This window comes from Enterococcus italicus DSM 15952, from assembly GCF_000185365.1.
Taxonomy (GTDB): domain Bacteria; phylum Bacillota; class Bacilli; order Lactobacillales; family Enterococcaceae; genus Enterococcus_G; species Enterococcus_G italicus.
The window spans coordinates 13,374-37,032 of sequence record NZ_GL622243.1 but is presented as its reverse complement, the minus strand read 5'-3'; the positions used below and the strand labels follow the sequence as shown (position 1 = coordinate 37,032).

The window sequence follows — 23,659 nt, the reverse complement described above, 5'->3', positions numbered from 1 at the left end:
CATGGCCAAGAGAAAACAAGAGTTCGTGAAAGTAGTTATCCTGGTTGTACTCTATCTACTATTGTTACCAGTAACATTAATCGCATTTAAATTGCTCCCGTACATTATTGCCAATGATACAACCATTGAGTTGGGCGCTTTTGTTACAGGTATTTTGAAAAATCCCATACCCTCTCTTTTAGAGATTGTTCATTCTACATATAGACTTCCTTTCTTCATTGTACAAATGCTTGTCTTTATCAGTTTGTTTGTATTTTTACACCCAACCAAACGCCAACCATTTGAGGTTGTTGGAAAAACAAATCCCGTCCATGGATCGGCTTATTGGGGAGAACAAGAGGAACTAGATACTTCTACTAAAGTACAGTTAATTCCTGAAAGTGCAATGAAACAACGGTTAAAAAAATCAATGAGGAGGGCAAGAAATGAGTAGCTTATTAGAAAAGTCAGAAGGCCTAATCTTAGGGAAATTTAAAAATGGCACAGTTGTTGTTCAGCCTGAAGAGAGCAAAATCAGCAATCGAAATGTGTTTCTAGTAGGTGGACCAGGATCGTTTAAAACCCAAAGCTATGTATTGCCTAACGTTGTAAATAATTGCCATACGTCCATTGTGGTGACTGATCCAAAAGGCGAAATTTATGAGTTAACCAACGAAATCAAAAAAGCCCAGGGATTCAACACCATTGTTATAAATTTTAAAGATTTTGTACGAAGCTCTCGGTACAATCCATTGCTTTATATACGAAAATCAAATGATACGAATAAGATTGCTAATGTAATCGTATCTGCAAAGAATGATCCAAAACGGAAAGATTTTTGGTTCAATGCCCAATTAAACTTGTTAAACACGCTAATTAAATACGTGTATTTTGAATATGAACCAAGTGCACGAACGATTGAGGGAATTTTGGATTTTTTAGAAGAGTTTGATCCGCGGTACAACGAAGAAGGCGTATCAGAACTTGATGAACAATTTGAACGATTGCCAGATGGACACGAAGCCAAACGAAGTTATTATTTAGGTTTTCGACAAGCACAAAGTGAAGCCCGACCGAATATTGTGATTAGTTTGCTGACAACGTTACAAGATTTTGTTGATAAGGAAGTATCTGAATTTACTAGTACCAATGATTTTTTCTTTGAGGAACTGGGAACATCAAAAATTTGTTTATACGTTCTCATTTCTCCACTAGATCGAACATGGGACGGTCTAGTCAATCTTTTCTTTCAACAAATGTTTACAGAGCTGTATTTCTTAGGGGACAAACACAACGCAAAATTGCCCGTACCCTTAGTTATGTTGCTTGATGAATTTGTCAATTTGGGCTATTTTCCAACCTACGAGAACTTTCTTGCGACGTGTCGAGGGTATCGGATTTCAGTCAGTACCATTTTGCAGTCATTGCCACAGGGCTTTGAACGCTACGGCGATAAGAAATTTAAAGCAATAATAGGGAATCATGCCATTAAAATTTGCTTGGGTGGTGTAGAGGAAACGACCGCTGAATACTTTTCAAGACAAGTCAACGATACAACAATCAAAGTGTATACAGGCGGAACGAGTGAGAGTAAAGCGTCCGCAAAAACAACGAATCGAAGCGGTAGCAAATCAGAAAACTATTCGTATCAAAAACGACGCTTGATTACAGAAGGGGAAGTACTCAATTTACAACAAGAAGAAAATGGTAGAAAAAGTATCGTGCTCATTGACGGGAAACCGTACTTACTAAGAAAAACGCCTCAATTTGAGTTGTTTGGGAACCTTCTTAAGAAAAATGAATGTTCCCAACAAGAGTATAGAGGCAACCAAACTGCATTTGCTAGAGCATACATTGAAGAATTAGAAAGGCAGCACAAGCAACGAAAAGTACAATTGGCAAGCGCCCCTATTGCTCATGAGAAAAAACAAGAAACTGACCTAAACAAAAAAGAAAGACAGTTACCTGAGCACCAAACTGAATCAGAAGAAACGGACGAAAAAGAACTATTAATAAATGATATTCTAAGTAGTTTTGATGATGATGCGGAAGAAACAACCAACACGGATAACAATGATTTACCATTTTAAAGATTGGGGGGAAAGACTATGAATGGGTTAAGAGAATTTTTTGGAAATATACCAATGTTTCAAAAACAAGTGGAACGAGAAATCGAAGAAAAAGGAATTGAACCTAGCGAAGGCATTAAAAAAATGGAATTTAGCCGTCAAGTGATCCGTAACGTAGTGATTGGCGTTTTAGTTGTCGGTATACTTGCTTTTATGGGGATTTCTTATTTTAACAACAAGAACCAACCACCCGTTTCACTAACAACCACCAGTACAAAGCAATCGACAGAAACCAGTGAAAACGCCACAGAAACGAGCTCACAAGCCGCTCAAGGTTCGAGCGACCATTTGCTTAAATTAAGTGCCAAAGAGCGAGCAGACGAAGCAACGGAAGCGTTTGAAAGCTGGTACAAGTCTTTTTCTAATGGGGATGTGGTGTTAGAAATCAACAAAGAATTGTTGAAGGAAGGATCAGGCGGCACCAGTCCGATTGAATTACAAACAAAACTCATTGATAACTTAAAAGCCAAGTTCGGCGATAAGGTATCAGATGATTTCTATACAGGATTACAAACAAGTTTTAATTTCAATCCTGTGATTGTAGATAGTGCTAAGGGACTAACGATTTCCAAACAAAATGACGATCAAAGCCAATGGTTAAATATTTGGTTTTTGAACACTTTAAAGAAAGAAGCAAATACGCAAATTGTTTTACGCAATGACTTTCCTTATGAGTGGGTAGATTGGAGAAATGACGCTAGACATAGAGACGCATATAAAAATATATTTACTCAAATAGATTGGGATAATGACTTAGGTTATGAAGTTGTAGGGATTGATCTTACAAATTCAAAGAAAAATATTGAAGGAGTAAGTATCGTTTTCGTTATTATGAAGTACAATGACAAGCTTGATAAATGGCAAGTCACTGGATCGATTGGAGGGATTGTTTAATGCCTAATATTTTAGATGTAGGAGAAAGTATAGTCGATACTGGCAAAGATGTAATTGATAAAGTCAGTGACACCATATCAGGAGTTTTTGAGGGCGTAAAAGAAACCGCAGATAGTGTCTTGAACCCAATTGATACTTTGTTAGGGAATTGGGGCAGTGATCTGTTAGAAGCAAGTATGAAAATTGCAAATAAGACGACCTTTGACATACCGAACATTGAATTAATTAACACGATTACCAATGTTTTTGTGTTTGCTACGACCACGTTTTCCATTTGTATCGTGCTATATAAGGTTATTGAAGCGCAGATTCAAGCTTCAAATGGCAGTGGTGACGCGTTGACCGCGAAAATTGTGCAAAAGTTGTTTTATTCTTCCCTTGCACTAGCCACACTGCCATGGGCAATGAATTTTTTTATCAAAAAGATTGTGGCACCAATTGGCGAATATGTGATCCAACAAGTCACCAATGATTTAAATGTAGAAACAATCGGTGAACGCTTGCGTAATTTCTTGATTTCCAATTTCTTTAATGGTGGCGTCAGTGCCATTGTTCTCTTTGTTTTCGTGATATTCTTTGCCTTTTCGATAGCAAAGTATTTTGTCGCTATTTGTGTCTTTTATGCTGATTTTTTGGTACTCACTATGTTAACACCATTAGTTGCCTTATCGTTATTAACAGATGAGCAGAATTACTTTCAGATATGGATCAAAGAACTATTGTCAGAAGCATTAACTATGCTGATTAAGCTGATTCTCTATCTAGTCATGATTACACTGATGATTGCTGAAACCTATACGTTACCAAACTTTATGTTAATGGTTGGCTGTGGGTTATTGATTATCAAAACACCGTCTGCTTTACAAAACATGTGGTACTCAACCAAAGTGTCAAAAGGCGGTGGACTTGGGAATCTAGCAATGATGGCCCTGTTTAGAAAATAAGAGAGGGGGAGTACGATTGGCTTATTATTTTGAAATACAACTCATTTTTCCTGAAGAAGAACCGCAATTTTTGAACCGGCAATTGAGTAAGCGTGACCTATCTGAGGTTACCCAGTATTTGCAACAAAAAACAAGTCGAGGAATCCCCGTTAAATTTCGTGTAGGGATTTTTAGAGTGGAAGATCAAACGAAAATTATGTCTGTTACGCTGAATACCAAAACAACCAAAGAAACAGATGTACGCCAATTGCTAATGAATCGAGTAACTGACCAGCAGGTATTGGTTTACCTGAATGAACCGATTGAATCGACGCATAACAAGCAAGAAACACCGCAACTAAAGCAAAAAGAAACAGAAAAGGACCAGAACGAACGTGCAAATAAGCCAACAGTCACTAAAAAAGAAGAACCCCTTTTTACAAGGGAAAGCCACCAAAAAGAATCACTAAATGTAGAACAAGCGGCATCGAAGAAAAAATCCCATAAAATTAGTTCAAACGCTCATTTCTGCCTATCTATTTTGTCAGTGATTATTGTATTATTAATAGGAACGAATGTTATCCAACAAATACAATTACAATCAGTCAAAAAAGAGAGTGAATCACTGAAGGAACAAATTGACGCTGTTAAAGAAACGGATCGTTCCCAACCAAAAATAGATACTTTTGGACGGTATTTTTTGACGTATTATTTCTTACAGGAAGAAAACCAAGAAAATTATCAGTCAAGTTTACGAACGTATGTATCCGAAAAAGTAAATCTATCCAATTGGAAAACGTTAGGAAAAACGCTTAAGAGTATCAATTACTACGGAAGTGAACAAACAAAAGAAGGGTATCGTGTGGCATACCTGTTGAATGTTTCGGTAGACAACCGTAGTAAAATGCAAAAGATTACTTTTAACGTGGAACCAACAAAGGATGGATTTCTAGTGACAACTCAACCACAATTGACAGACTTTTCTTTTAACTGAAATACGCTAAAGAGAGTGCCTACATAATGGGAAAAATTCAATTAAATCAAATTCACACGGCTAAAGAAATGAGTGAACAAATCGGTAAAAATAGAAATTACTTATCACAAGCATACCGCAAAAATAAGTATGAGATACTTGGAAAATTTAATTATCGAAAAATAGGGGGAACACTTATTTTTTCTACTCATCTCGATGATGATTTAACGCAATTAATTACAGCAAAAGAAGCCAGCCGATTACTAGGAAAGAATGATGAATACTTTGCCCATATTTATAAACGATTTCCGCATCGATTAGAGGGGATTGATTACATTTATATTGGAAAAACACTGTTTTTAACAAAAGAATCATTAGAAATATTTCAAGAGAAAAAAGGTTAACTAAATAAACTACTAACTAGTAATAGAAGGTAAATATGATTGACTTATAAATCTATGATACAATGAAAAAGATAAGAAAAGATAAGAAAAGATAATAAAGGATAGATAAAATGAAAGTTAAAAAAGTTAAGTGTTTCAGTGTGGTTCTTTTAACATCACTTATGTCAGGTAGTCTATTTTCTTCACAAGTTTTTGCTTCAGAGACAGCAACCTCAGAAGCAGTACTTTCAGAGACAGCAAGCCCAGAAATGGTAACTTCAGAGGCAGTACCTTCAGAGACAGAAGATCCAGAAACAGTAAACTCTGATGAAATCAGTCAGGAGTCGTATGCTGAAAAAAACTATGAGAACGTTCAGATGAACTCAGAACCTGTTAATGAGAGTAATATCAATAAAGATAAGGATAAAGATGGGCAATTAACCTATTTCAAAGAGGTTAATGGATATATTCCTAAAGTCGATGAAGTTATTGAAACAGAAGTCCCAACGGGAAATGGTGAATGTATAGGGGATAAAGTAACGAAATCTTATACTGATGAAGTTGATTTAAATGCAAAGAGTGTTATGGATACTAACTTAGATGATTACTCTAACAATGGTTATCTTGAAAAAGTAAAAAATCCTAACAACCATCCTAAAGCTGATAGTTCTAATACTGACGAAGATTTGTATGGACCTGGTAATTTAGAAGTTCAACATTGGCAAGATGGTCCTAATGAATTTACTACAATTCAAAATTGGAGAATTTTATTTGCAACAGACTATGCAATTAATAATGCTGTATTAACTGTAACTTTGCCATATGATAATGTCTCAGTGACAAATGTAACGGACTGGGTTATTAATCGATACTATCCAGCTGTGACAAATAATAACAGTATATATACTAATTACATGGTTCCGTTAAATAATTCTTTTGATGGTAATATCGCTACAATTAATTTTGGAAATATAGTAGGGTATAGTGCTTTTGGTATGATTTTCAGCAAAAAATTTGATACTCCTCAAGACTTTAGTAATGACTTAAAGGTAACAGCAGCTAGAGTAACAGGAACTTGGAAATCAGATGAATTGACAGCTGATTCAAAATATATAAAATCTTCTAAAACAGAATCTTCAATAATTTGGCAAAACGAAGTATGTCCTATTCCAATTGATCCGGACACACCGGACACGCCGGACACACCGGACACACCGGACACACCGGACACGCCGGACACGCCGGACGTAACAGAAAATCAAAATAGAGTAACTTCTTTAAGTAATAAAGCGAACAGTAATTTAATAGAAAAAAATACTGTGAAAACTGTTAAATCCAATAATGTTGGTACTCTTCCGAAAACAGGAGAAAGTAAGTCAACTATTCTTAGTGTTATTGGAGGGATCATTTTATTAGGTTTTGGCGTAGTAACTATTTTACGAAAAAAATATAGTTTAAAATAACTACCAATTAGACTATTCTGCACATAACGCTTAAAAAAATTTTTTGCCCAAAAGTTAGACTATAAATTTAACTTTTTGGGCTATTTATTTGAAAAAAATGTCAGATAAAGCATATTTGTGGTATGCTATATAAATAACCAATTAGTCATGAGGAGGTAAGGAAATGAAAAAAATTGCCCTTGTAACTCTTTGTAGTATAACGTTATTGGTATCAGCACCACGTGTTAGTTTTGCGGATGAAACAACAGGAAACTCCGATAGCACTGTTTTAGCGGAGGAAGTAGTGGATCCAACCAGTCCAACGACTCCAGTTGAACCAATCGATCCAACAACACCCGTTGATCCAGTTGATCCCACAGATCCGGTTGACCCTGTGAATCCAACAGAACCCACAGAACCAACAGAGCCCACAGAGCCAACGGAGCCCACGGAACCAACGGAACCAACGGAGCCCACGGAACCAACGGAACCAACGGAGCCCACGGAACCAACGGAACCAACGGAACCAACGGAACCAACGGAACCAACGGAACCAACGGAGCCCACGGAACCAACAGAGCCAACGGAGCCCACGGAACCAACAGAACCAAGCGAACCAACAGAACCAGAAGCCCCAACTACCCCGACTGTCACAGACAATCCAACAGAACAGGCTGTCACAACAGACACTGGCGTGGTGATCGTTGCCGTTGAGGCTAGTAAACCGATTATTCAACTAGCAGATGGGTCGACGCAAAAAGTTGAAGCGAAAGAAATTGGGGCAACCGTCCAAAATGATGGCACGATTTCAGTAAAAGGGAATGACGGCAAAATGAAGGTCTTACCAAAAACAGGCGAAACCGCAAATGTTGCGTTATCTGTTTTAGGATCATTCATGGTATTAGTATCAGGTTTGATTTTCAAAAAGAGAATTTAAATAAAAATATAAAAGCATGGTCGCAAATTTCACTCGCAGCCATGCTTTCATTGAATATTTTTAAGACGTTTAAAAGGTAATTATTCAGGTACAATGGTGAGATTTAAAAGATTATATACCCGGGTTAATTTGCTGTCGGAATTCAATTTTTTTTCGAACTCGGCAACTTGATGAAAATATTTAATGATAGGAGGATCTAATTTGAAAAGAAAACGAAGTAAGCAATGTGCACTCTGCGAAAACTTTTTTAAGAACTCCGAAATGAGCGAAGAACATTATCCAGCCAAGAGTACAGGTAATGAGGATATAGTGGCTTTAGATTTTGGGAAAATGGTTGATTTAATGATGTCAGAAAAAGTGATAGAAAAATTATTCCACAAGGATAACCAAGGGCGGACACTTGAAGAAGTGAGTGGTAATTTTTTTGATGAGGAACTGGCGCAGACTCTTTATCCCCAAGGGAGAACTGCACGCTCATTATGCAGACAATGCAACACTTTCTTAGGTAAGTATGACGAAGCCTATAAAAAGTTTTTTGATAATGATGGAGCTCCTTCAATTATTAAAGGCTATCAGAAACTAACGAGGCTGAAGATAATCAAGGCCATATTTGCTAAATACTTGTCAGTTCCTGAGTGCAAAGGACAGAATTTTGATTTTATTACATTTCTTCAGGAAGAGAACCAAGAAACGTACGAAGGTAAATGGGGATTATATTGTATTAAAAGAGACTATAGTACTGACCTCTTTGGCCTTGGGCATTTAACAACAGGTGTAATGACCTATGAGGAAGGTGTCATTTTTGTGTTGTCTGACGAGAAATTTATTTTTCATTTAATGGATTTTGAACCGCATGAAGGTTATAGGTCACTGAACATGATGGAGTTATTAAATAAAACATACACACTGATTAGTGGCAGGGATTTACATGATGGCGGTTATCATGGACACTTTATGATACAAGAAATGCTAAAAGTATGAATAAATATGTAAGTTATACCTGTGTTAAAGTGTACAGAAAATCACGATTTTCTGGACGATCTTTTTAGATGCCATAATTGATATGTATTACTCTGTTTTTGTGTTCATAAACTCGTAACTAAATCATTATTCAATTAAAATTTAGATTTATGAGTATTAGGACAAATATTTGAAGGGGTCAGAAACTTAAAAGTTTTTGATCCTTTGTTTATTTCTTTACTTCATAGATCATTCATTGGCTCACTTAATTATGTTCAATAAGATATTGATTTCGATCATTATAGTGTTCTTATCTGAATGCTTTTGTTGATCAGACTAATAGATGTATCAAAGGTTTTAAATGAAAAACAAACAATAAAAAAAGCTGCAGACAGAAATCAAGGAATCGCATTGATTTTCAAACTAAAGAATAGATTAGTGGTATAATAACGTTGTTTATAAATATATTTTCAGGAAAAAATTATATGACCTTAGACGCAACAATATTCCTTATTCTAAATTAATTTAAATATTTGGAGGATAGAATGACTGAATTGAGTATTTTTATGCTTAAGAATGAAAAAAGTAGTAGCATAAACAGTTTTATAGATGAGAAATACCTCAGATATTCTTCTGAGAATCTATTCGAAAACGCAGAAGACATCAATGAGTTTAATTTAGCTATATTTCCTTTAGACAGTCAGTTGAGAAGTGATCATAATGTAACCGGAAAAATATTTGTACTTCAAGAGAAACAAGCAGAAGTAGGATGGTTAAAGAACGTCAATTCATTTTCTGAAAGACAGATAGAATTTACTACGCCTAATATACTCAATAAACCATTAATTATTATTAAAACTACTAGCAGTAGTATCTATGCTATTTCATATTCTTATGGATATACTCTATTAAATAGAGAACATGTAGTACCTGATTTTGGATTAAATATCGCTAGAAAAGAACTAAAGTTACATACTATAAAGCGTGTAAAGAACACGAACTTCTCAGACACACTATATGTAAGTAATTTTTCTAGCAATAATAAGATTAATTTAAATGAAATTTCCACTTCACAATCCATTCCCAATATAGTTGATGAAATCTTGGGAGAAATGACAATTAGGTTTCCAGTTGGAAATAATAATATAAAAGCGACCCGTGGTGCTAGTTAATTTTAATATCCTAAAGAATATCTCAAAGTTCCTTCAAAACGTCGTTGTGCTCGACTTAATAGAACACTGTAAGCCAGTAATATGCTTTCAAATCTACTCTCTAGCCCTTTAACAGAACGTGAGTTGAAATTTTGACAACCTAATTTTTCTAAGGAAGAAAAAACAGTCTCAACTGTTTTTCTTTGTTTTCCAAGTAAGCTGTGGTCTAGTTTTTCTGATTTATCCATGTTTTTACGTGGCGGAACGGATATAGTAATGCCCTTAAGGGCAAGCTTTTCATGGATTTTATGGCTAATATATCCTTTGTCCCCTAGGATATTGGGAAGATTCGCTTCTTCCGATAAAGTCTCTAACACTTTCACGTCATGGACACCTGGATTCGTGATTGAGTAAGTAATCGGAAAGCCAGTCTTAGTAACGATCATATGAATCTACACGATGAGAAAGTTCCGGATGCCATTGGACACCAAGGATTTTGTGCATATTATCTTTACTTTGGACTGCTTCAATGAGTCCATCGTTGGAAAAGGCGATGGCTTTTAACAAAGGAGAAAGATCTTTGACTGCCTGATGATGATAGGAATTCACAAAGTATGAATCAGGGAGAAGGTCACTTAATAAACTGTCCGAAACGATTTTGACTTCGTGAGTCGCAAACTGCGGGGCAGTGGGCTGTTGTTCGTGTTTTACGGACCATTTTGGATATAATGAAAGGTCTTGATAAAGTGTTCCCTCCAACACGACATTCAATAGTTGAAGTCCTCGGCAGACTGCAAAAATCGGTTTTCTTTGTTTCAATGCTTCCAAGATCAATGCCTGTTCGAATTGGTCTCGTTGAATATTTGTTTCCGTCAGTTTTGGATGAGGGTCTTCCATGTAAAGTTGCGGACTAACATCCTGACCGCCTGCAAGAATGAGTTTGTCGATTTTCTCAATTAGTTGAGGCGCTGAATCTGGAGACATGACTGGCAGAATAAGAGGTAATCCTTGAGCATCTAAAACTGCATCCACAAATCCCTGCGGTGTATAGCTTACTTGATTTCCTTGGAAAGTATCTGTCGCTCGAATCAGTTGATTCCCGGCAATGCCGATGATTGGTTTCATTTTTATTCCCCCTAAAGTAGACTAATTGTAACAAGGTTTTAAAAAAATTTAAACTATGTAAGACTTGCCCATATACTTATCTGTTCTTGCTGTGTTACTATCTGTAAAGAGAATTTTCGTGTGAAATTCATGACGATAGTTGAAAATATTGCTTAATTTGTTATAGTAAAAAGTAAGCAGAAATAAAAAGGTTGGGCGTAAGCTTCAAGGATCTAGTTCTTCAAGGGGTGAGAAGGACATTTTATTGAAGGGGCCTACCTATACTAAGTTATCTTTAGAGGTACATACTTTCAATGAAAAAAGAAAGCATGTACCTCTTTTTTAAATCGAAAGGAAGTGAAGCAAGTGTTAGAAGCTTTGGAACAAATCCGAAAAGCAGAAGAAGAAAATGAGAAGCGTGCCCGAACCCTACGGCAGCAGTTGAAGATCTATGCAGAAGAAAAAGAGCAAGAATTGGAGATAATCCAAACGAACAATCGGCAACATCTGAAACAGTTGGTAGAAGAAAAAGAACAATTCGAAAAGCAAGAATTAGAAAAAGAAAAAATGAAATTGAAAGCAGAAGCAGACAAGGTGCAAGCTACTTTGAAAGACCAATATCAAAAGCATCAGAGTCAAGCAATCGGTGCAATCATTGAAAGGGTGAAAGAAACTTATGGCCGTCACTAAGATGGAAAAAGTGACCCTCATTTCAGATAAAAGAAATCAGGAGAGGATTTTACAAGCAGTACAAGGAATCCAAAATGTTGAAATCCGGGATCTGTATCAAAATAGAACAAACAACCAGTGGGTAGAAAAATATTTTCCAGATACCACGATTATTGATAAAGAAGCAAAATTAAGCGCTTTAGGCAATCGGCTGAAAGACATCCAAGAAGCTATCCAATTCATACAACACCACGGCGATAGCCGTCAAAAGAAACTCCATTTGAAACGTCAAGAACTTTCCTTACAAGACTTGGAAGCAAATTATTCCGAAGAAAATTTCATGAATAAATTAGAAGAAGTCCTTGATTTAAAAGAAAAGTGGGAACAGCTAACTGAAAAACGTGATCGTTTAGAAGAAGAGGAAGAATGGCTTCTTCATTGGCAACAGCTGGATATTGCTCCAAGTATGTATGCAAGTAAGACGACCATTTTTGAGATGGGGACTGTGAGTGCAGCAAATTTTGAAAGTTTCAAGGAAGAACTAAGTAAGCTTGATGATGTTTATATGGAAGAAATAGATTATACGCCAAAACAAGTTTATCTTTCGTATGTTGCTTTAAAAAAATCAGTTGCTGCTATAGAAGAAATTGCTGGGAAATACGGGTTCAATAAAGAAACGTATCCTTATGAACAAAATCCTAAAGAAAAATTGCAAGAAACCAAACAGCAATTATCCATTGTTCACGAGCAGCAAAAAAAGATAACGACAGCGTTAGGTCAGTGCAGCGGCTATATCCAAGAATTTGAATGGGTAGAAGAAGTCACACTTGCCGTTGCAGAACGGGAAAAAGTAAAAGAACGGTTTATCCATGCGACTTATCTGATCGTTTTGCAAGGTTGGGTAGATGCAGAAGAAAAACAGAATTTGATGCATGTGTTAAACGAAACTGTATCAGAAAAAGATATATATATTAGTTTCGAAACACCAAACTCAGAAGAGATTCAGCAGGAAGTCCCTACTAAATTGAAAAACCATCCGCTTATCGAACCTTTTGAATTGCTGACTGAAATGTACAGTCTGCCAAAATATGAAGAAGTAGATCCAACGCCTTGGATGACACCATTTTATCTTGTCTTCTTCGGGATGATGGTCGCAGATGTTGGTTACGGATTGCTGATGCTCATTGGGACAATACTAGCTCAAAAACTATTTGTTTTACCCCGCGGAATGAAACGTTTCGTAAAATTCTTTGAGATTCTCTCGGTACCATCGATCATCTGGGGATTGATCTACAGTTCATTTTTCGGACAGGCATTACCAAAAGAACTATTTGGCATCCGCTTGCCTTTCCCAATCCTATCTACGACGGATGACGTCAATACGATTTTGATTTTATCCGTGATTTTTGGTCTGATACAGATCTTGGTTGGGTTATTCGTGGCAGCAAAGGAAAATATCAGGAGAAAAGATTACTTGAGTGCTGTCAGTGATGGGTTTGCCTGGCAAGGGATCCTGATTGGGATCGTTATTGCATTGATTGGTGCCATGTTGATAAAAAATACAGCATTTGTTTATCTTGGCGCGGGGCTATCGATCATTGCTACTTTATGTATCTTAATCGTGCCGATTATCCAATCGCCGTCTAAAGTCAAGGGTGCTGCCAAAGGAGCGTATAATCTTTATGGATTGACGGGTTATATCGGTGATTTAGTCAGTTATACACGTTTGATGGCACTAGGTATTTCAGGCGGAAGTATTGGCGCGGCATTCAATATGCTAGTTGCTTTCATGCCGCCAGCCGCTCGATTCAGTGTAGGGATCCTTTTGATCATCGCTTTACACGCACTGAATATGTTTTTGACACTGTTGAGTGCCTATGTCCATGGCGCACGATTGCAGTATGTCGAATTTTTTGGGAAATTTTATACAGGAGGCGGACGTGCCTTTGACCCGCTGAAAACGGCGGAAAAATACGTCAACATCAATCATAAGAAAAAAAACAATAAATAATTGGAGGATTTTTATACAATGATGGATTACTTAATTAGTCAAAATGGTGGAATGGTATTTGCAGTATTAGCGATGGCAACAGCGACGATTTTTTCAGGAATCGGTTCAGCTAAAGGTGTTGGAATGACAGGTGAGGCAGCAGCAGCGTTAACAACAAGTCAACCCGAAAAATTCGGACAGGCTCTGATTCTGCAATTGCTTCCAGGTACGCAAGGGTTGTATGGATTCGTTATCGCCTTTTTGATTTTTATCAATTTAGGAAATGATATGTCAGTTGTACAAGGTTTGAACTTTTTAGGCGCTTCTCTGCCGATTGCTTTTACAGGCTTGTTTTCAGGTATCGCCCAAGGGAAAGTTGCAGCAGCAGGTATCCAAATTTTAGCGAAAAAACCTGAACATGCTACAAAAGGAATCATTTTTGCTGCGATGGTTGAAACATATGCGATTTTAGGTTTCGTTATTTCCTTCCTATTAGTATTGAATGCCTAAACATAAAGGAGGAAAAGCAGATGAACGCCATTGAAAAAATCATCTCTCAGATGAATGAAGCAGCAGAGCAAGAAAGAGCGGCGTTAGAGCAAGAAGAGCGAATGAAGATCGATCAAAACTTTGAACAAAAACGTACGCAAATCGAAACAGAACATCAAAAACAAAAAGAAAAACAAATCGAATTACTTGAAAAAAAATACCGTCAGCTTAGGAATCGCCAACAAGTAGAAGTACGACAAGAAAATTTGAATGCGAAGCAGGAATTTTTACGACGATTGTTTGCAGATGCAATAGCTGAAATGGAGAATTGGGATGAATCTGAACAAATCCAGTTTATCAAAAATTCATTGTATTCATTACCTTTGACAGGCAAAGTAACATTCATTGCTGGAGAAAAATCAGCAGCTTATCTTTCTCAGACATTGCTGGATGAATGGAACAATGAACTTCCCTTTACGATGGTTTTAAGTGATGAATCTGTTGCTGGTCAAGCTGGGTTTCTGATAAACGATCAAGGAGTTCAGTATAATTTTCTTTTCAGCAGCCTTGTACAAGATATCCAAGGAACGATGAGTTTTGAGATTGCCAATCAATTATTCGAATAAGGAGGGATCAGTGTATGGAATACCACGAACTAAATCCCTTGATTCGCGGAAGAGAGCTTGAACTTTTGTCCAATGAGACATTTGAACGGATGATTCAAACCAATTCTGTCGAAGCACTTGGTGAAATATTGAAATCCACGATTTACAGTCCATATATCTATGACGGATATGAATATGACTTCGAACAGAATCTTTTAAAGGAGCAGAGCCGTCTATTTCGCTGGTTAAAGGAATCAGCACCGGAGCCTGAAATCGTTTGGATCTATACGATGCGTTATACTTTCCATAATCTGAAGGTTTTGACAAAAGCCGAGATGACAAATCAAAATCTGGACCATTTGTATATCGACGATGGGTTTTATTCATTAGAAACCTTGAAGGATGCCATTCATACGCAAGTTTCAAATGAACTCCCTGAAAGTATTATGGATAGTATACGAGAAGTCCGCGATTATTTTGAAGAGTCTACCATTCTTCAGGGAATCGATGTGATCTATGATCGGCAGTTTTTGACTGAACAGCGACGGCTCGCCGATAAGCTAGGATATCAAGAACTGCTGACTGAAGTCATTGCTTTTATTGACTTGACCAATATCACAACGATGGCTCGAGGAATATTGCAGAAAAGAACATATGGGTTCATGACGACGGTGCTTTCCAGTTCGGGAAGTATCGAAAAAGAAGTATTTTTGAACTTTGTAGATAAAGACATGGAAGCTTACACGAATTTTCTATTAGAGACAGATTATGCTGAGTTTCTGCGTCCTGTCATCCGTGAGGGAAATCTTGATCTCGTAAAGCTAGAACAGTTGAAAGATGATTATCTAAGTTCATTGTATCAAGAAGCACAAACCCAGGCTTTCGGACCACTGCCACTACTAGCCTTTTTGAACGCAAAAGAGGTAGAAAGCAAAAACCTTCGTTTACTGGTTATCGGCAAAAGAAGCCATTTCGAACCAGAAACAATCAGAAAGCGGGTGAGACAAGTCTATGACGCATAAGATCGGTGTAATTGGCGACAAAGATTCTGTTTTGCCATTCAAATTGTTTGGCTTTGATGTTCGTTATGGTACAACCAAGCAAACCGTTCGTCAGGCAATTGAAGAAATGGCAAAGAATGAATATGGCGTGATATATGTCACAGAGCAATGTGCAGCATTGAGCCCAGAAACGATCGAACGTTACAAGGAACAAATGATACCTGCTATCGTATTGATTCCCAATCATCAAGGATCATTAGGGATTGGGCTGGAAGAAATTCAAAAGAACGTAGAAAAAGCAGTAGGTCAAAATATCTTATAGTATGAAAAGGAGATAGAAATTTTGCAAATTGGAAAAATCATAAAAGTCTCCGGACCTCTTGTAATGGCTGAGAACATGTCTGATGCCAGTATCCAAGACATGTGTCTAGTGGGAGATCTAGGAGTTATCGGAGAAATTATCGAGATGCGTGGCGATGTGGCGTCTATTCAAGTATATGAAGAGACTTCTGGAATTGGTCCAGGCGAACCGGTTCGCTCTACTGGTGAAGCTTTATCTGTTGAATTAGGACCAGGGATCATTTCACAAATGTTTGACGGAATCCAACGGCCATTAGATACCTTTATGGAAATCACACAAAGTAATTTCTTAGGACGGGGAGTCCAATTGCCTGCATTGGATCATGAGAAAAAATGGTGGTTCGAACCCACATTAGAAGCCGGAGAAACGGTTAGTGCTGGCGATGTGATTGGAATCGTAGAAGAAACAAAAGTTATCAAACACAAAATCATGGTGCCAAATGGGATAAAAGGTACGATCAAAACAATCGAAAAAGGATCGTTCACTATTGATGAAACCGTATGTGTCGTTGAAACTGAAAATGGTGACAAAAACTTGACGATGCTCCAAAAATGGCCAGTCAGACGTAGTCGGCCAATCAAAGAAAAATTAAACCCTGATGCACCGATGATCACCGGACAGCGAGTGATCGATACGTTCTTCCCAGTGACAAAGGGGGGAGCAGCAGCTGTTCCTGGTCCATTTGGTGCAGGAAAAACAGTCGTTCAGCATCAAATCGCAAAATGGGCCGATGTGGACATGGTCGTTTATGTGGGATGCGGTGAACGCGGAAATGAGATGACGGATGTTTTAAATGAATTCCCTGAATTGATTGACCCTAATACAGGAGAATCGTTGATGGAACGTACGGTATTGATTGCCAATACATCTAACATGCCAGTAGCGGCTCGAGAAGCTTCTATCTATACGGGAATCACGATTGCGGAATATTTCCGTGACATGGGTTATGACGTTGCTATCATGGCAGACTCCACTTCGCGATGGGCAGAAGCACTTCGTGAGATGAGCGGACGTTTGGAAGAAATGCCTGGTGATGAAGGTTATCCAGCTTATCTTGGTTCCCGTCTTGCGGAATACTATGAACGATCTGGAAGAGTCATTGCTTTAGGATCAGAAGGTCGCGAAGGAAGTATAACCGCAATCAGTGCTGTATCGCCTTCTGGAGGAGATATTTCGGAACCAGTCACACAAAATACATTGCGGGTCGTAAAAGTATTCTGGGGACTTGATTCGACTTTAGCCCAAAAAAGACATTTTCCTTCGATCGATTGGATCCAAAGTTATTCTCTTTATTCAACAGAAGTAGGGAAGTACATGGATCATATCCTTCAAGCTGACTGGGCATCCATGGTCACTGAGGGCATGCGTATTTTGCAGGAAGAACAGCAGCTGAATGAAATCGTGCGTTTGGTAGGGATTGATTCCCTTTCAGATAATGACCGTCTGACATTAGAAGTGGCAAAATCCATTCGTGAAGATTATTTGCAGCAAAATGCTTTTGATGATGTTGATACATTCACTTCAAGAGAGAAACAATTCAAAATGTTGAAGATGATCTTGACCTTTGGTGAAGAAGGACGCCGTGCGTTGTCGTTAGGTGCTTATTTAAGTGAGATCATGGACGGTACCGTGTCGATTCGTGAAAGGATCGGACGAAGCAAATATATCCCGGAAACAGAATTAGAAAAACTAGATCAAATTATCGGTGAAATCAAACAAACGATGCAAACAATCGTTTCAGAAGGAGGCATGAGCAATGATTAAAGAATATCGTACGATCGGTGAAGTCGTCGGTCCATTGATGGCGGTTGAAAAAGTTGCTGGTGTCAAATATGAAGAATTAATCGAAGTCCGTATGCAAAATGGCGAGATTCGTCGTGGACAAGTATTGGAAGTCCAAGAAGATAAAGCAATGGTCCAAATATTTGAAGGAACAAGTGGGATCAATTTACGAGACTCTTCTGTACGATTTTTAGGACATCCTTTAGAACTAGGTGTATCGGAAGACATGATTGGTCGAGTATTCGATGGCTTGGGACGTCCAAAAGATAATGGACCAGAAATCCTGCCTGAAAAGTATTTGGATATTAACGGAGAAGTAATCAATCCAGTAGCTCGGGATTATCCAGATGAGTTTATCCAAACAGGAATCTCTGCAATCGATCATTTGAACACATTAGTTCGTGGACAAAAATTACCAGTATTTTCTGGTTCTGGTCTTCCTCACAAAGAATTAGCTGCTCAGATTGCGCGACAAGCAACGGTACTTGATTCATCAGATGATTTCGCCGTAGTCTTTGCTGCTATTGGGATCACTTTTGAAGAAGCAGAATTTTTCATGGAAGATTTTCGACAAACTGGTGCAATCGACCGTTCTGTCATGTTCATGAATTTAGCAAACGATCCTGCAATCGAACGTATTGCTACTCCTCGTATGGCTTTGACTGCTGCAGAATATCTTGCTTATGAAAAAGGAATGCATGTATTGGTTATCATGACAGACATGACCAACTATGCAGAGGCATTGCGAGAGATTTCTGCAGCACGGCGAGAAGTGCCAGGAAGAAGAGGCTACCCTGGGTATCTTTACACGAACTTAGCTACTTTGTTCGAACGAGCAGGAAGGATCCGCGGACTAAAAGGATCAGTTACTCAAATTCCGATTTTAACAATGCCAGAAGACGATAAGACACATCCGATCCCTGACTTGACCGGTTATATTACAGAAGGCCAGATCATCTTGACTAGAGAGCTTTATAAGAGTGGGATACAACCACCAATTGATGTACTTCCGTCTCTTTCGCGGTTAAAAGATAAAGGAACTGGACCTGGAAAGACAAGAGAAGACCATGCGGCTACGATGAATCAGCTTTTTGCAGCCTATGCACAAGGAAAGCAGGCAAAAGAATTAGCCGTAGTTTTAGGAGAATCTGCTTTATCTGATGTAGATAAGATCTATGCGAAGTTTGCTGAGCGGTTTGAAAAAGAATATGTCAATCAAGGATTCCACACGAACCGTTCGATTACTGAAACACTTGATCTAGGATGGGAACTGCTATCGATGTTGCCAAGAACCGAATTAAAACGAATCAAAGACGACATGCTGGACAAATATCTGCCAGAAGGGAAGTGAGTTCTGATGGCACGATTGAATGTGAATCCGACCCGCATGGAATTGACCCGATTGAAAAAACAGTTGACAACTGCCACAAGAGGGCATAAATTATTAAAAGATAAGCAAGATGAACTGATGCGTCAATTCATCCTGTTGATTCGAAAGAACAACCAACTGCGTCAAGAAATGGAAGAGTCTATGACAGAAGCAATGTCTGATTTTGTATTGGCAAATGCTTCGATCACGGAACCTTTCATCGAAGAATTGTTTGCTTTGCCGGCGGAAAACGTTGATTTATCTATCGTAGACAAAAATATCATGAGTGTAAAAGTACCTGTGATGAATTTTGAATATGATGAACAGCTGACAGACACCCCTTTGGAATACGGGTATTTGAATTCCAGTGCCGAACTGGATCGGTCAATCGATCGGTTTACTACCTTGCTTCCAAAACTTTTGGAACTGACAGAAATCGAAAAAACTTGTCAGCTAATGGCAAGTGAGATCGAAAAGACACGTCGGCGAGTCAATGCATTAGAATATATGACGATCCCTCAATTAGAAGAAACGATCTATTATATTCGTATGAAGCTAGAAGAAAACGAGCGCGCAGAAGTAACAAGGTTGATCAAAGTAAAAAATATGGGTACCACTGACTAAGTGGTATCCTTTTTTTTTAAAAGAGGAAAACGATGATTAAACAAAACAAACAAATAAAGAAACGCTTGCCGGCCGTTCAGCTTCTCGCATTAGGATTTTTTCTCCTGATTTTAGTTGGCGGCGGTCTACTTACCCTGCCATTTTTTAGTAATAGTGGGCATGGGACAAATTTTATCGATGCGCTTTTCACTGCAACTTCTGCCGTCTGCGTGACGGGATTGACGACATTGAATACAGCAGAACATTGGAACAGTGCTGGTCAGTTTTTGATCATGCTTTTGATTGAGATTGGCGGTCTTGGCTTTATGATGGTTCCGATTCTATGCTTTGCATTGATAAAGAAAAAAGTCAGTCTCAGCACACGTATCATATTAAAAGAAGCGCTAAATCTAGAAGAAGTATCAGGTGTGATGAAGCTCATGCTTTACATCCTGAAATTGGCCTTTGTGATCCAATTGATTGGTACGGTTGCTTTATCTTTTGTATTCGTGCCTGAATTTGGCTGGTTGAAAGGGATCTGGTACAGTTTGTTCCACGCAATCTCTAGTTTTTGTAATGCAGGGTTTGATTTGTTAGGAGACAGTTTAGCCAATCACCAGCAAAATGTCTATTTGATCATGGTGGTATCAGCTTTGATCATTTCTGGCGGATTAGGCTTTATCGTTTGGCGTGACTTATTGGAATATCATCAGAAAAAGAAGATGACGATTCATTCAAAAATCGCATTAACCGTTACAGGTACCCTTTTATTAGGCGGTTTCGTTGTGTTCTTTTTCACAGAACACAATGGGGCCACATTAGTGGAAGGGAATATGTTTCAACGATTGGCAAATACTTTTTTTATGAGTGTAACACCTAGAACGGCTGGATATTATTCAGTTGATTATCTCCATATGAGTCATACCGGTCTGATCTTAACGATGTTTTTGATGTACATTGGCGGAACATCTGGGTCGACTGCCGGCGGATTGAAAACAACTACGTTAGGTGTGTTGCTGATCCAGATGCGTTCGATGCTTAAAGGACATACGAGAGCGGAAGCATTTGGCCGTACAATCCGTCAAGGCGCAGTGTTGCGAGCACTCACGTTGTTTTTTATCACGTTGACACTGTGTGTAGTCGCCATCATGATTTTATCAGTGACTGAAACGATACCTAAAACTTCTGGCATCGAATATATTGCTTTTGAGGTCTTCTCTGCATTTGGAACAGTAGGACTTACGATGGGATTGACGCCAGACTTGACTGCAATAGGGAAATTGATTATTATAGCGCTTATGTACATTGGACGAGTTGGGGTATTGACTGTGGTCTTCTCTCTGATGACAAAAGCACAAAGAACTCAATCAAAATACAAATATCCAGAAGAAAGTGTCATGATTGGATAATTTCATCTTCTGACAGAAATCTAGTGATCTAGCAAAATAAGAAAATAAAATATAAGACAAATTTTTTTGCTGTTTGGTTACTTTAAGTGCAAAATGTTCATTTGCTTTTTGAGGCACTATCCGTTGTTGAACTTCGGGTAGTGCCTCTTTTTTATCGAAAGGAATCAATCAGCTATGATTCCTTTATTTATCAATAGATTATAATTTACCCGTGGTGCTAGTTAATTTTTTCCTCTAGGAAAAAATTAACTAGCACCACGGGTAAAAGCGTTAAATATTTTTGCGAGTAGTAAAGATTCAATCAAGATTAATGGTAATTTTTCTATAGAAGAAGATCTCGTTCCAATTCTAAAACAATTAGGTAATACGTACAGACAAAGGAGATCAAATAGAACGTTTTTGGATAAAGAGATCCTAGCAGTAGCACCTAGAAAAAAAGAGTATCTTAATAAGAATTTTGATGATTACCTATCCAAATTGATGGTCACTTTCAAAAATAATAGCAATGAATTTAAAGTAAATGATCTAGATAAATTATTTGTAGATATACCCTTAAATAAAGTGAAGTTTAATATTGAAGATTTAGAATTTAGAGTTCACAGTATTTTTAGGCCAGGTGAGTATTTCAATTTTTTCGCTAATACTCAGGAAGAAATATTTTCTAAAATATTTTCATTTTTTTTAAAAAACAACGTTCAAGAATTTGCTGATAAACTAAAATCTATAAAAGTATCTATAAAAAATCGGAATTCCGATTCATCGAAAGATACATCTATTGTAAATCTATTTTCCTGTCTATATATGGAGGTAGATCATGATTCTGATAAATATATTTTGTATCAAGGAGATTGGCTTAGTGTTAATAAGAACGTTTGGCGTGAAACTAGAGATTTTGTTAATAGTCTATCTTCCGAGGCTCATGGTATAGACTTTAATGAGTTTAATAATGAGGATGCTAATGAAGGTGATTATAACATCAAGATTTCCAAACTAGATTCAAATAAGGGGTTGATATGCCTTGATAAAGAAAATTTCGGAAACCAAAATCTTGATGGTGGATTTGGCTTATACGAAATAAATGGTAGGAGTCAAATCGAACCATGTGACATTCTCAAAGTAAATGAAGATAGCGCATTTTTTTGTCATGTAAAAAGAGGAACAGCGACTTCAGGACTCTCACACTTGTTATCACAGGCGAGAGCCTCGTGCATCTTAATGAAAAAATCGGAAGACTTTGTAAATCATATTAATTCAGCAATAAAAACTGAATTGTCTGAGTCAGGAGCAATTTTTCTAAATGAAACAAACCTTAAAGATTCCAAAATAATTCTAGGAATTATTATTCCAGAAAAAAAAGTTCATTTGAAAAACTCAAAAGTATTTCCTGTTCTTTTTTCTCTAAACTTGGTAGCGTTAGTGAACGCATTATCCTTAGAAGGATTTAAGGTATCTTTGGTTAAAATACCTGATAAAAAGGGGAAAAAAAGAAAATTTAGAATTTAGATATTTAAAAACGAATGAGACACAAACGGATTCTGTCACATTCGTTAAAATCGCTCCATCCTTAGAGGCTCTAAGAGGAAATCACTTTTCTTTTAGGGCCTTTTTTCTATAGCTTGTTTAAATGTTACTTATCATCTGTTATAATCGTATTAAGTAACATTTGAGAGGGGACTAAAAATGAAGAGCGTGGAACCGATTCGCGACAAAAAAAAGATCGATGCCATGAAGGCCATTTTGGCTTCCGGAAAATATGGGCAACGAAATTTGGTGCTTTTTTCAATCGGGATCAATACAGCGTATCGAATCTCCGATTTAAGGCAGTTGAAATTAAGTGACGTGTTAGAAATTTCACGTGGAAGGGTGATCGTCAAAGAACGTCTGGCTATGAAGGAACAAAAAACGGCCAAACACAATTCGGTCTTCATTTCGAACAAATTGCGAAAAGTGATTCTCGATTATGTTCAATCCGAATTTCCTGAGCAGCTGCAAGCACAAGACTTCAGTAATTATTTGTTTCCAAGTCGAAAAGGAGCAGATACGCCTTTGACCCGACAAAGCCTTTGGCGGATCATTCATGAAGCAGGAACGGCGGTTGGGTTGAAAGAAATTGGTCCCCATTCGATGCGTAAGACCTTTGGCTATTTTTTGTACAAGCAAGGAACCAAAACAGAGATCATTCAGTCGCTGCTCAACCATTCTTCACAACGGGAGACCTTACGCTATATTGGGATCACCCAGGAAGACAAAGATACTGCAGTAAAGAGTCTGGATCTATGACAGAATAACGCCATATAATAGAAGGAAAAATTCAGTATATAATAGATTAATTTACTTAGAGTATATCTATTAATATTTTTAGTCAAGTCCATAATCCTGTGTAAAATACTATACAATGTTTTACTGGTCTCTCATTGATCAAACTTAATATATTTTCTTGTAGAACTGAGCCATTCGTCATGAAGGTCCATAAGGACAGCTCCAATTAATCGATTGGCAGACGTTC

The 23,659-nt window shown here is 37.6% G+C and carries 23 protein-coding genes, 1 pseudogene and 1 other annotated feature; of the genes and pseudogenes, 22 read left to right on the top strand and 2 right to left on the bottom strand.

Going from position 1 to position 23,659, the window contains the following annotated elements; genetic code table 11:
* Nucleotide 1: 1 nt before the first annotated feature.
* From HMPREF9088_RS10805 to HMPREF9088_RS10760, 10 genes are all read left to right on the top strand, one after another.
* Nucleotides 2-433, top strand: coding sequence for a hypothetical protein (locus tag HMPREF9088_RS10805; protein ID WP_007209292.1), 432 nt, complete (start codon nucleotides 2-4; stop codon nucleotides 431-433).
* Complete coding sequence (locus HMPREF9088_RS10800) at nucleotides 426-2,069, top strand: VirD4-like conjugal transfer protein, CD1115 family (RefSeq protein WP_007209291.1); 1,644 nt, start codon at nucleotides 426-428, stop codon at nucleotides 2,067-2,069. The genes HMPREF9088_RS10805 and HMPREF9088_RS10800 overlap by 8 nt, the downstream gene beginning before the upstream one ends.
* 18 nt (nucleotides 2,070-2,087) lie before the next feature.
* On the top strand, nucleotides 2,088-3,002 hold the full coding sequence (locus HMPREF9088_RS10795; RefSeq protein ID WP_007209290.1) for a hypothetical protein: 915 nt from the start codon (nucleotides 2,088-2,090) through the stop codon (nucleotides 3,000-3,002).
* A complete protein-coding gene (locus HMPREF9088_RS10790) occupies nucleotides 3,002-3,946 on the top strand; it encodes a conjugal transfer protein TrbL family protein (RefSeq protein WP_007209289.1) in 945 nt (314 codons plus the stop codon). Before HMPREF9088_RS10795 ends, HMPREF9088_RS10790 begins: the two co-directional genes overlap by 1 nt.
* Nucleotides 3,947-3,962: 16 nt before the next feature.
* Nucleotides 3,963-4,919, top strand: a complete 957-nt coding sequence (locus tag HMPREF9088_RS10785) for a hypothetical protein (RefSeq protein WP_007209288.1) — start codon at nucleotides 3,963-3,965, stop codon at nucleotides 4,917-4,919.
* A gap of 26 nt (nucleotides 4,920-4,945) precedes the next feature.
* Nucleotides 4,946-5,302: a hypothetical protein gene (locus HMPREF9088_RS10780; protein ID WP_007209287.1), complete on the top strand. Its 357-nt coding sequence runs from the start codon at nucleotides 4,946-4,948 to the stop codon at nucleotides 5,300-5,302.
* Between the two features lie 110 nt (nucleotides 5,303-5,412).
* The gene (locus HMPREF9088_RS10775) at nucleotides 5,413-6,744 is read left to right on the top strand and encodes an LPXTG cell wall anchor domain-containing protein (protein ID WP_007209286.1); all 1,332 of its coding nucleotides are present in this window, start codon (nucleotides 5,413-5,415) and stop codon (nucleotides 6,742-6,744) included.
* Nucleotides 6,745-6,907: 163 nt separating this feature from the next.
* Entirely contained in the window at nucleotides 6,908-7,660 is a 753-nt protein-coding gene (locus HMPREF9088_RS12260; protein WP_007209285.1) for an LPXTG cell wall anchor domain-containing protein, read from the top strand.
* 201 nt (nucleotides 7,661-7,861) lie between these two features.
* Entirely contained in the window at nucleotides 7,862-8,641 is a 780-nt protein-coding gene (locus HMPREF9088_RS10765) for a hypothetical protein (RefSeq protein WP_040367666.1), read from the top strand.
* A gap of 524 nt (nucleotides 8,642-9,165) precedes the next feature.
* Nucleotides 9,166-9,792 (top strand): DUF6119 family protein, encoded by a 627-nt coding sequence (locus HMPREF9088_RS10760; protein ID WP_007209282.1) that lies wholly within the window; start codon nucleotides 9,166-9,168, stop codon nucleotides 9,790-9,792.
* Between the two features lie 2 nt (nucleotides 9,793-9,794).
* Here the strand turns inward: HMPREF9088_RS10760 and HMPREF9088_RS10755 are convergent.
* Both HMPREF9088_RS10755 and HMPREF9088_RS10750 read right to left on the bottom strand, forming a co-directional pair.
* Nucleotides 9,795-10,223: pseudogene (locus tag HMPREF9088_RS10755) on the bottom strand (IS982-like element ISEfm1 family transposase); the annotation flags it as partial.
* Nucleotides 10,204-10,896 carry a gamma-glutamyl-gamma-aminobutyrate hydrolase family protein gene (locus HMPREF9088_RS10750; protein ID WP_007209280.1) on the bottom strand — a complete coding sequence of 231 codons (693 nt, stop codon included), beginning with the start codon at nucleotides 10,894-10,896 and terminating at the stop codon, nucleotides 10,204-10,206. The pseudogene HMPREF9088_RS10755 and the gene HMPREF9088_RS10750, both read right to left, overlap by 20 nt.
* Before the next feature lie 189 nt (nucleotides 10,897-11,085).
* Nucleotides 11,086-11,133, top strand: a sequence feature (sodium ion sensor (DUF1646 type); this cis-regulatory element may regulate processes involved in with the transportation of sodium ions).
* A 99-nt stretch (nucleotides 11,134-11,232) separates the two neighbouring features.
* Between HMPREF9088_RS10750 and HMPREF9088_RS10745 the strand changes: the two genes are divergently transcribed.
* From HMPREF9088_RS10745 to HMPREF9088_RS10685, 12 genes are all read left to right on the top strand, one after another.
* Nucleotides 11,233-11,565: a hypothetical protein gene (locus tag HMPREF9088_RS10745; protein WP_007209279.1), complete on the top strand. Its 333-nt coding sequence runs from the start codon at nucleotides 11,233-11,235 to the stop codon at nucleotides 11,563-11,565.
* The gene (locus HMPREF9088_RS10740) at nucleotides 11,552-13,555 is read left to right on the top strand and encodes a V-type ATP synthase subunit I (RefSeq protein WP_007209278.1); all 2,004 of its coding nucleotides are present in this window, start codon (nucleotides 11,552-11,554) and stop codon (nucleotides 13,553-13,555) included. The genes HMPREF9088_RS10745 and HMPREF9088_RS10740 overlap by 14 nt, the downstream gene beginning before the upstream one ends.
* Before the next feature lie 18 nt (nucleotides 13,556-13,573).
* Nucleotides 13,574-14,044 carry a V-type ATP synthase subunit K gene (locus HMPREF9088_RS10735; protein ID WP_002292848.1) on the top strand — a complete coding sequence of 157 codons (471 nt, stop codon included), beginning with the start codon at nucleotides 13,574-13,576 and terminating at the stop codon, nucleotides 14,042-14,044.
* Nucleotides 14,045-14,064: 20 nt separating this feature from the next.
* Nucleotides 14,065-14,649, top strand: coding sequence for a V-type ATP synthase subunit E (locus HMPREF9088_RS10730; RefSeq protein ID WP_002308528.1), 585 nt, complete (start codon nucleotides 14,065-14,067; stop codon nucleotides 14,647-14,649).
* A gap of 14 nt (nucleotides 14,650-14,663) precedes the next feature.
* Nucleotides 14,664-15,650 (top strand): V-type ATPase subunit, encoded by a 987-nt coding sequence (locus HMPREF9088_RS10725; RefSeq protein WP_002400592.1) that lies wholly within the window; start codon nucleotides 14,664-14,666, stop codon nucleotides 15,648-15,650.
* Nucleotides 15,640-15,951, top strand: coding sequence for a V-type ATP synthase subunit F (locus HMPREF9088_RS10720; protein WP_007209277.1), 312 nt, complete (start codon nucleotides 15,640-15,642; stop codon nucleotides 15,949-15,951). The genes HMPREF9088_RS10725 and HMPREF9088_RS10720 overlap by 11 nt, the downstream gene beginning before the upstream one ends.
* 21 nt (nucleotides 15,952-15,972) lie before the next feature.
* The gene (locus HMPREF9088_RS10715) at nucleotides 15,973-17,754 is read left to right on the top strand and encodes a V-type ATP synthase subunit A (RefSeq protein WP_002292843.1); all 1,782 of its coding nucleotides are present in this window, start codon (nucleotides 15,973-15,975) and stop codon (nucleotides 17,752-17,754) included.
* Nucleotides 17,747-19,123, top strand: a complete 1,377-nt coding sequence (locus HMPREF9088_RS10710; protein ID WP_002308533.1) for a V-type ATP synthase subunit B — start codon at nucleotides 17,747-17,749, stop codon at nucleotides 19,121-19,123. The genes HMPREF9088_RS10715 and HMPREF9088_RS10710 overlap by 8 nt, the downstream gene beginning before the upstream one ends.
* A 6-nt stretch (nucleotides 19,124-19,129) precedes the next feature.
* Entirely contained in the window at nucleotides 19,130-19,765 is a 636-nt protein-coding gene (locus HMPREF9088_RS10705) for a V-type ATP synthase subunit D (protein WP_002292841.1), read from the top strand.
* 32 nt (nucleotides 19,766-19,797) lie between these two features.
* Nucleotides 19,798-21,153, top strand: coding sequence for a TrkH family potassium uptake protein (locus HMPREF9088_RS10700; RefSeq protein WP_007209276.1), 1,356 nt, complete (start codon nucleotides 19,798-19,800; stop codon nucleotides 21,151-21,153).
* Between the two features lie 276 nt (nucleotides 21,154-21,429).
* A complete protein-coding gene (locus tag HMPREF9088_RS10690; protein ID WP_345908488.1) occupies nucleotides 21,430-22,656 on the top strand; it encodes a DUF6119 family protein in 1,227 nt (408 codons plus the stop codon).
* A 177-nt stretch (nucleotides 22,657-22,833) separates the two neighbouring features.
* Nucleotides 22,834-23,433: a tyrosine-type recombinase/integrase gene (locus HMPREF9088_RS10685; protein WP_007209274.1), complete on the top strand. Its 600-nt coding sequence runs from the start codon at nucleotides 22,834-22,836 to the stop codon at nucleotides 23,431-23,433.
* Nucleotides 23,434-23,659 lie beyond the last annotated feature (226 nt).

What these genes read in the sequence shown, in the direction of transcription:
- HMPREF9088_RS10685 (WP_007209274.1), top strand. Translation starts at nt 22,834, where the DNA reads ATGAAGAGCGTGGAACCGATTCGCGACAAAAAAAAGATCGATGCCATG.
- HMPREF9088_RS10805 (WP_007209292.1), top strand. Translation starts at nt 2, where the DNA reads ATGGCCAAGAGAAAACAAGAGTTCGTGAAAGTAGTTATCCTGGTTGTA.
- HMPREF9088_RS12260 (WP_007209285.1), top strand. Translation starts at nt 6,908, where the DNA reads ATGAAAAAAATTGCCCTTGTAACTCTTTGTAGTATAACGTTATTGGTA.
- HMPREF9088_RS10730 (WP_002308528.1), top strand. Translation starts at nt 14,065, where the DNA reads ATGAACGCCATTGAAAAAATCATCTCTCAGATGAATGAAGCAGCAGAG.
- HMPREF9088_RS10790 (WP_007209289.1), top strand. Translation starts at nt 3,002, where the DNA reads ATGCCTAATATTTTAGATGTAGGAGAAAGTATAGTCGATACTGGCAAA.
- HMPREF9088_RS10720 (WP_007209277.1), top strand. Translation starts at nt 15,640, where the DNA reads ATGACGCATAAGATCGGTGTAATTGGCGACAAAGATTCTGTTTTGCCA.
- HMPREF9088_RS10750 (WP_007209280.1), bottom strand. Translation starts at nt 10,896, where the DNA reads ATGAAACCAATCATCGGCATTGCCGGGAATCAACTGATTCGAGCGACA.
- HMPREF9088_RS10795 (WP_007209290.1), top strand. Translation starts at nt 2,088, where the DNA reads ATGAATGGGTTAAGAGAATTTTTTGGAAATATACCAATGTTTCAAAAA.
- HMPREF9088_RS10735 (WP_002292848.1), top strand. Translation starts at nt 13,574, where the DNA reads ATGATGGATTACTTAATTAGTCAAAATGGTGGAATGGTATTTGCAGTA.
- HMPREF9088_RS10710 (WP_002308533.1), top strand. Translation starts at nt 17,747, where the DNA reads ATGATTAAAGAATATCGTACGATCGGTGAAGTCGTCGGTCCATTGATG.
- HMPREF9088_RS10740 (WP_007209278.1), top strand. Translation starts at nt 11,552, where the DNA reads ATGGCCGTCACTAAGATGGAAAAAGTGACCCTCATTTCAGATAAAAGA.
- HMPREF9088_RS10760 (WP_007209282.1), top strand. Translation starts at nt 9,166, where the DNA reads ATGACTGAATTGAGTATTTTTATGCTTAAGAATGAAAAAAGTAGTAGC.
- HMPREF9088_RS10800 (WP_007209291.1), top strand. Translation starts at nt 426, where the DNA reads ATGAGTAGCTTATTAGAAAAGTCAGAAGGCCTAATCTTAGGGAAATTT.
- HMPREF9088_RS10780 (WP_007209287.1), top strand. Translation starts at nt 4,946, where the DNA reads ATGGGAAAAATTCAATTAAATCAAATTCACACGGCTAAAGAAATGAGT.
- HMPREF9088_RS10775 (WP_007209286.1), top strand. Translation starts at nt 5,413, where the DNA reads ATGAAAGTTAAAAAAGTTAAGTGTTTCAGTGTGGTTCTTTTAACATCA.
- HMPREF9088_RS10705 (WP_002292841.1), top strand. Translation starts at nt 19,130, where the DNA reads ATGGCACGATTGAATGTGAATCCGACCCGCATGGAATTGACCCGATTG.
- HMPREF9088_RS10725 (WP_002400592.1), top strand. Translation starts at nt 14,664, where the DNA reads ATGGAATACCACGAACTAAATCCCTTGATTCGCGGAAGAGAGCTTGAA.
- HMPREF9088_RS10700 (WP_007209276.1), top strand. Translation starts at nt 19,798, where the DNA reads ATGATTAAACAAAACAAACAAATAAAGAAACGCTTGCCGGCCGTTCAG.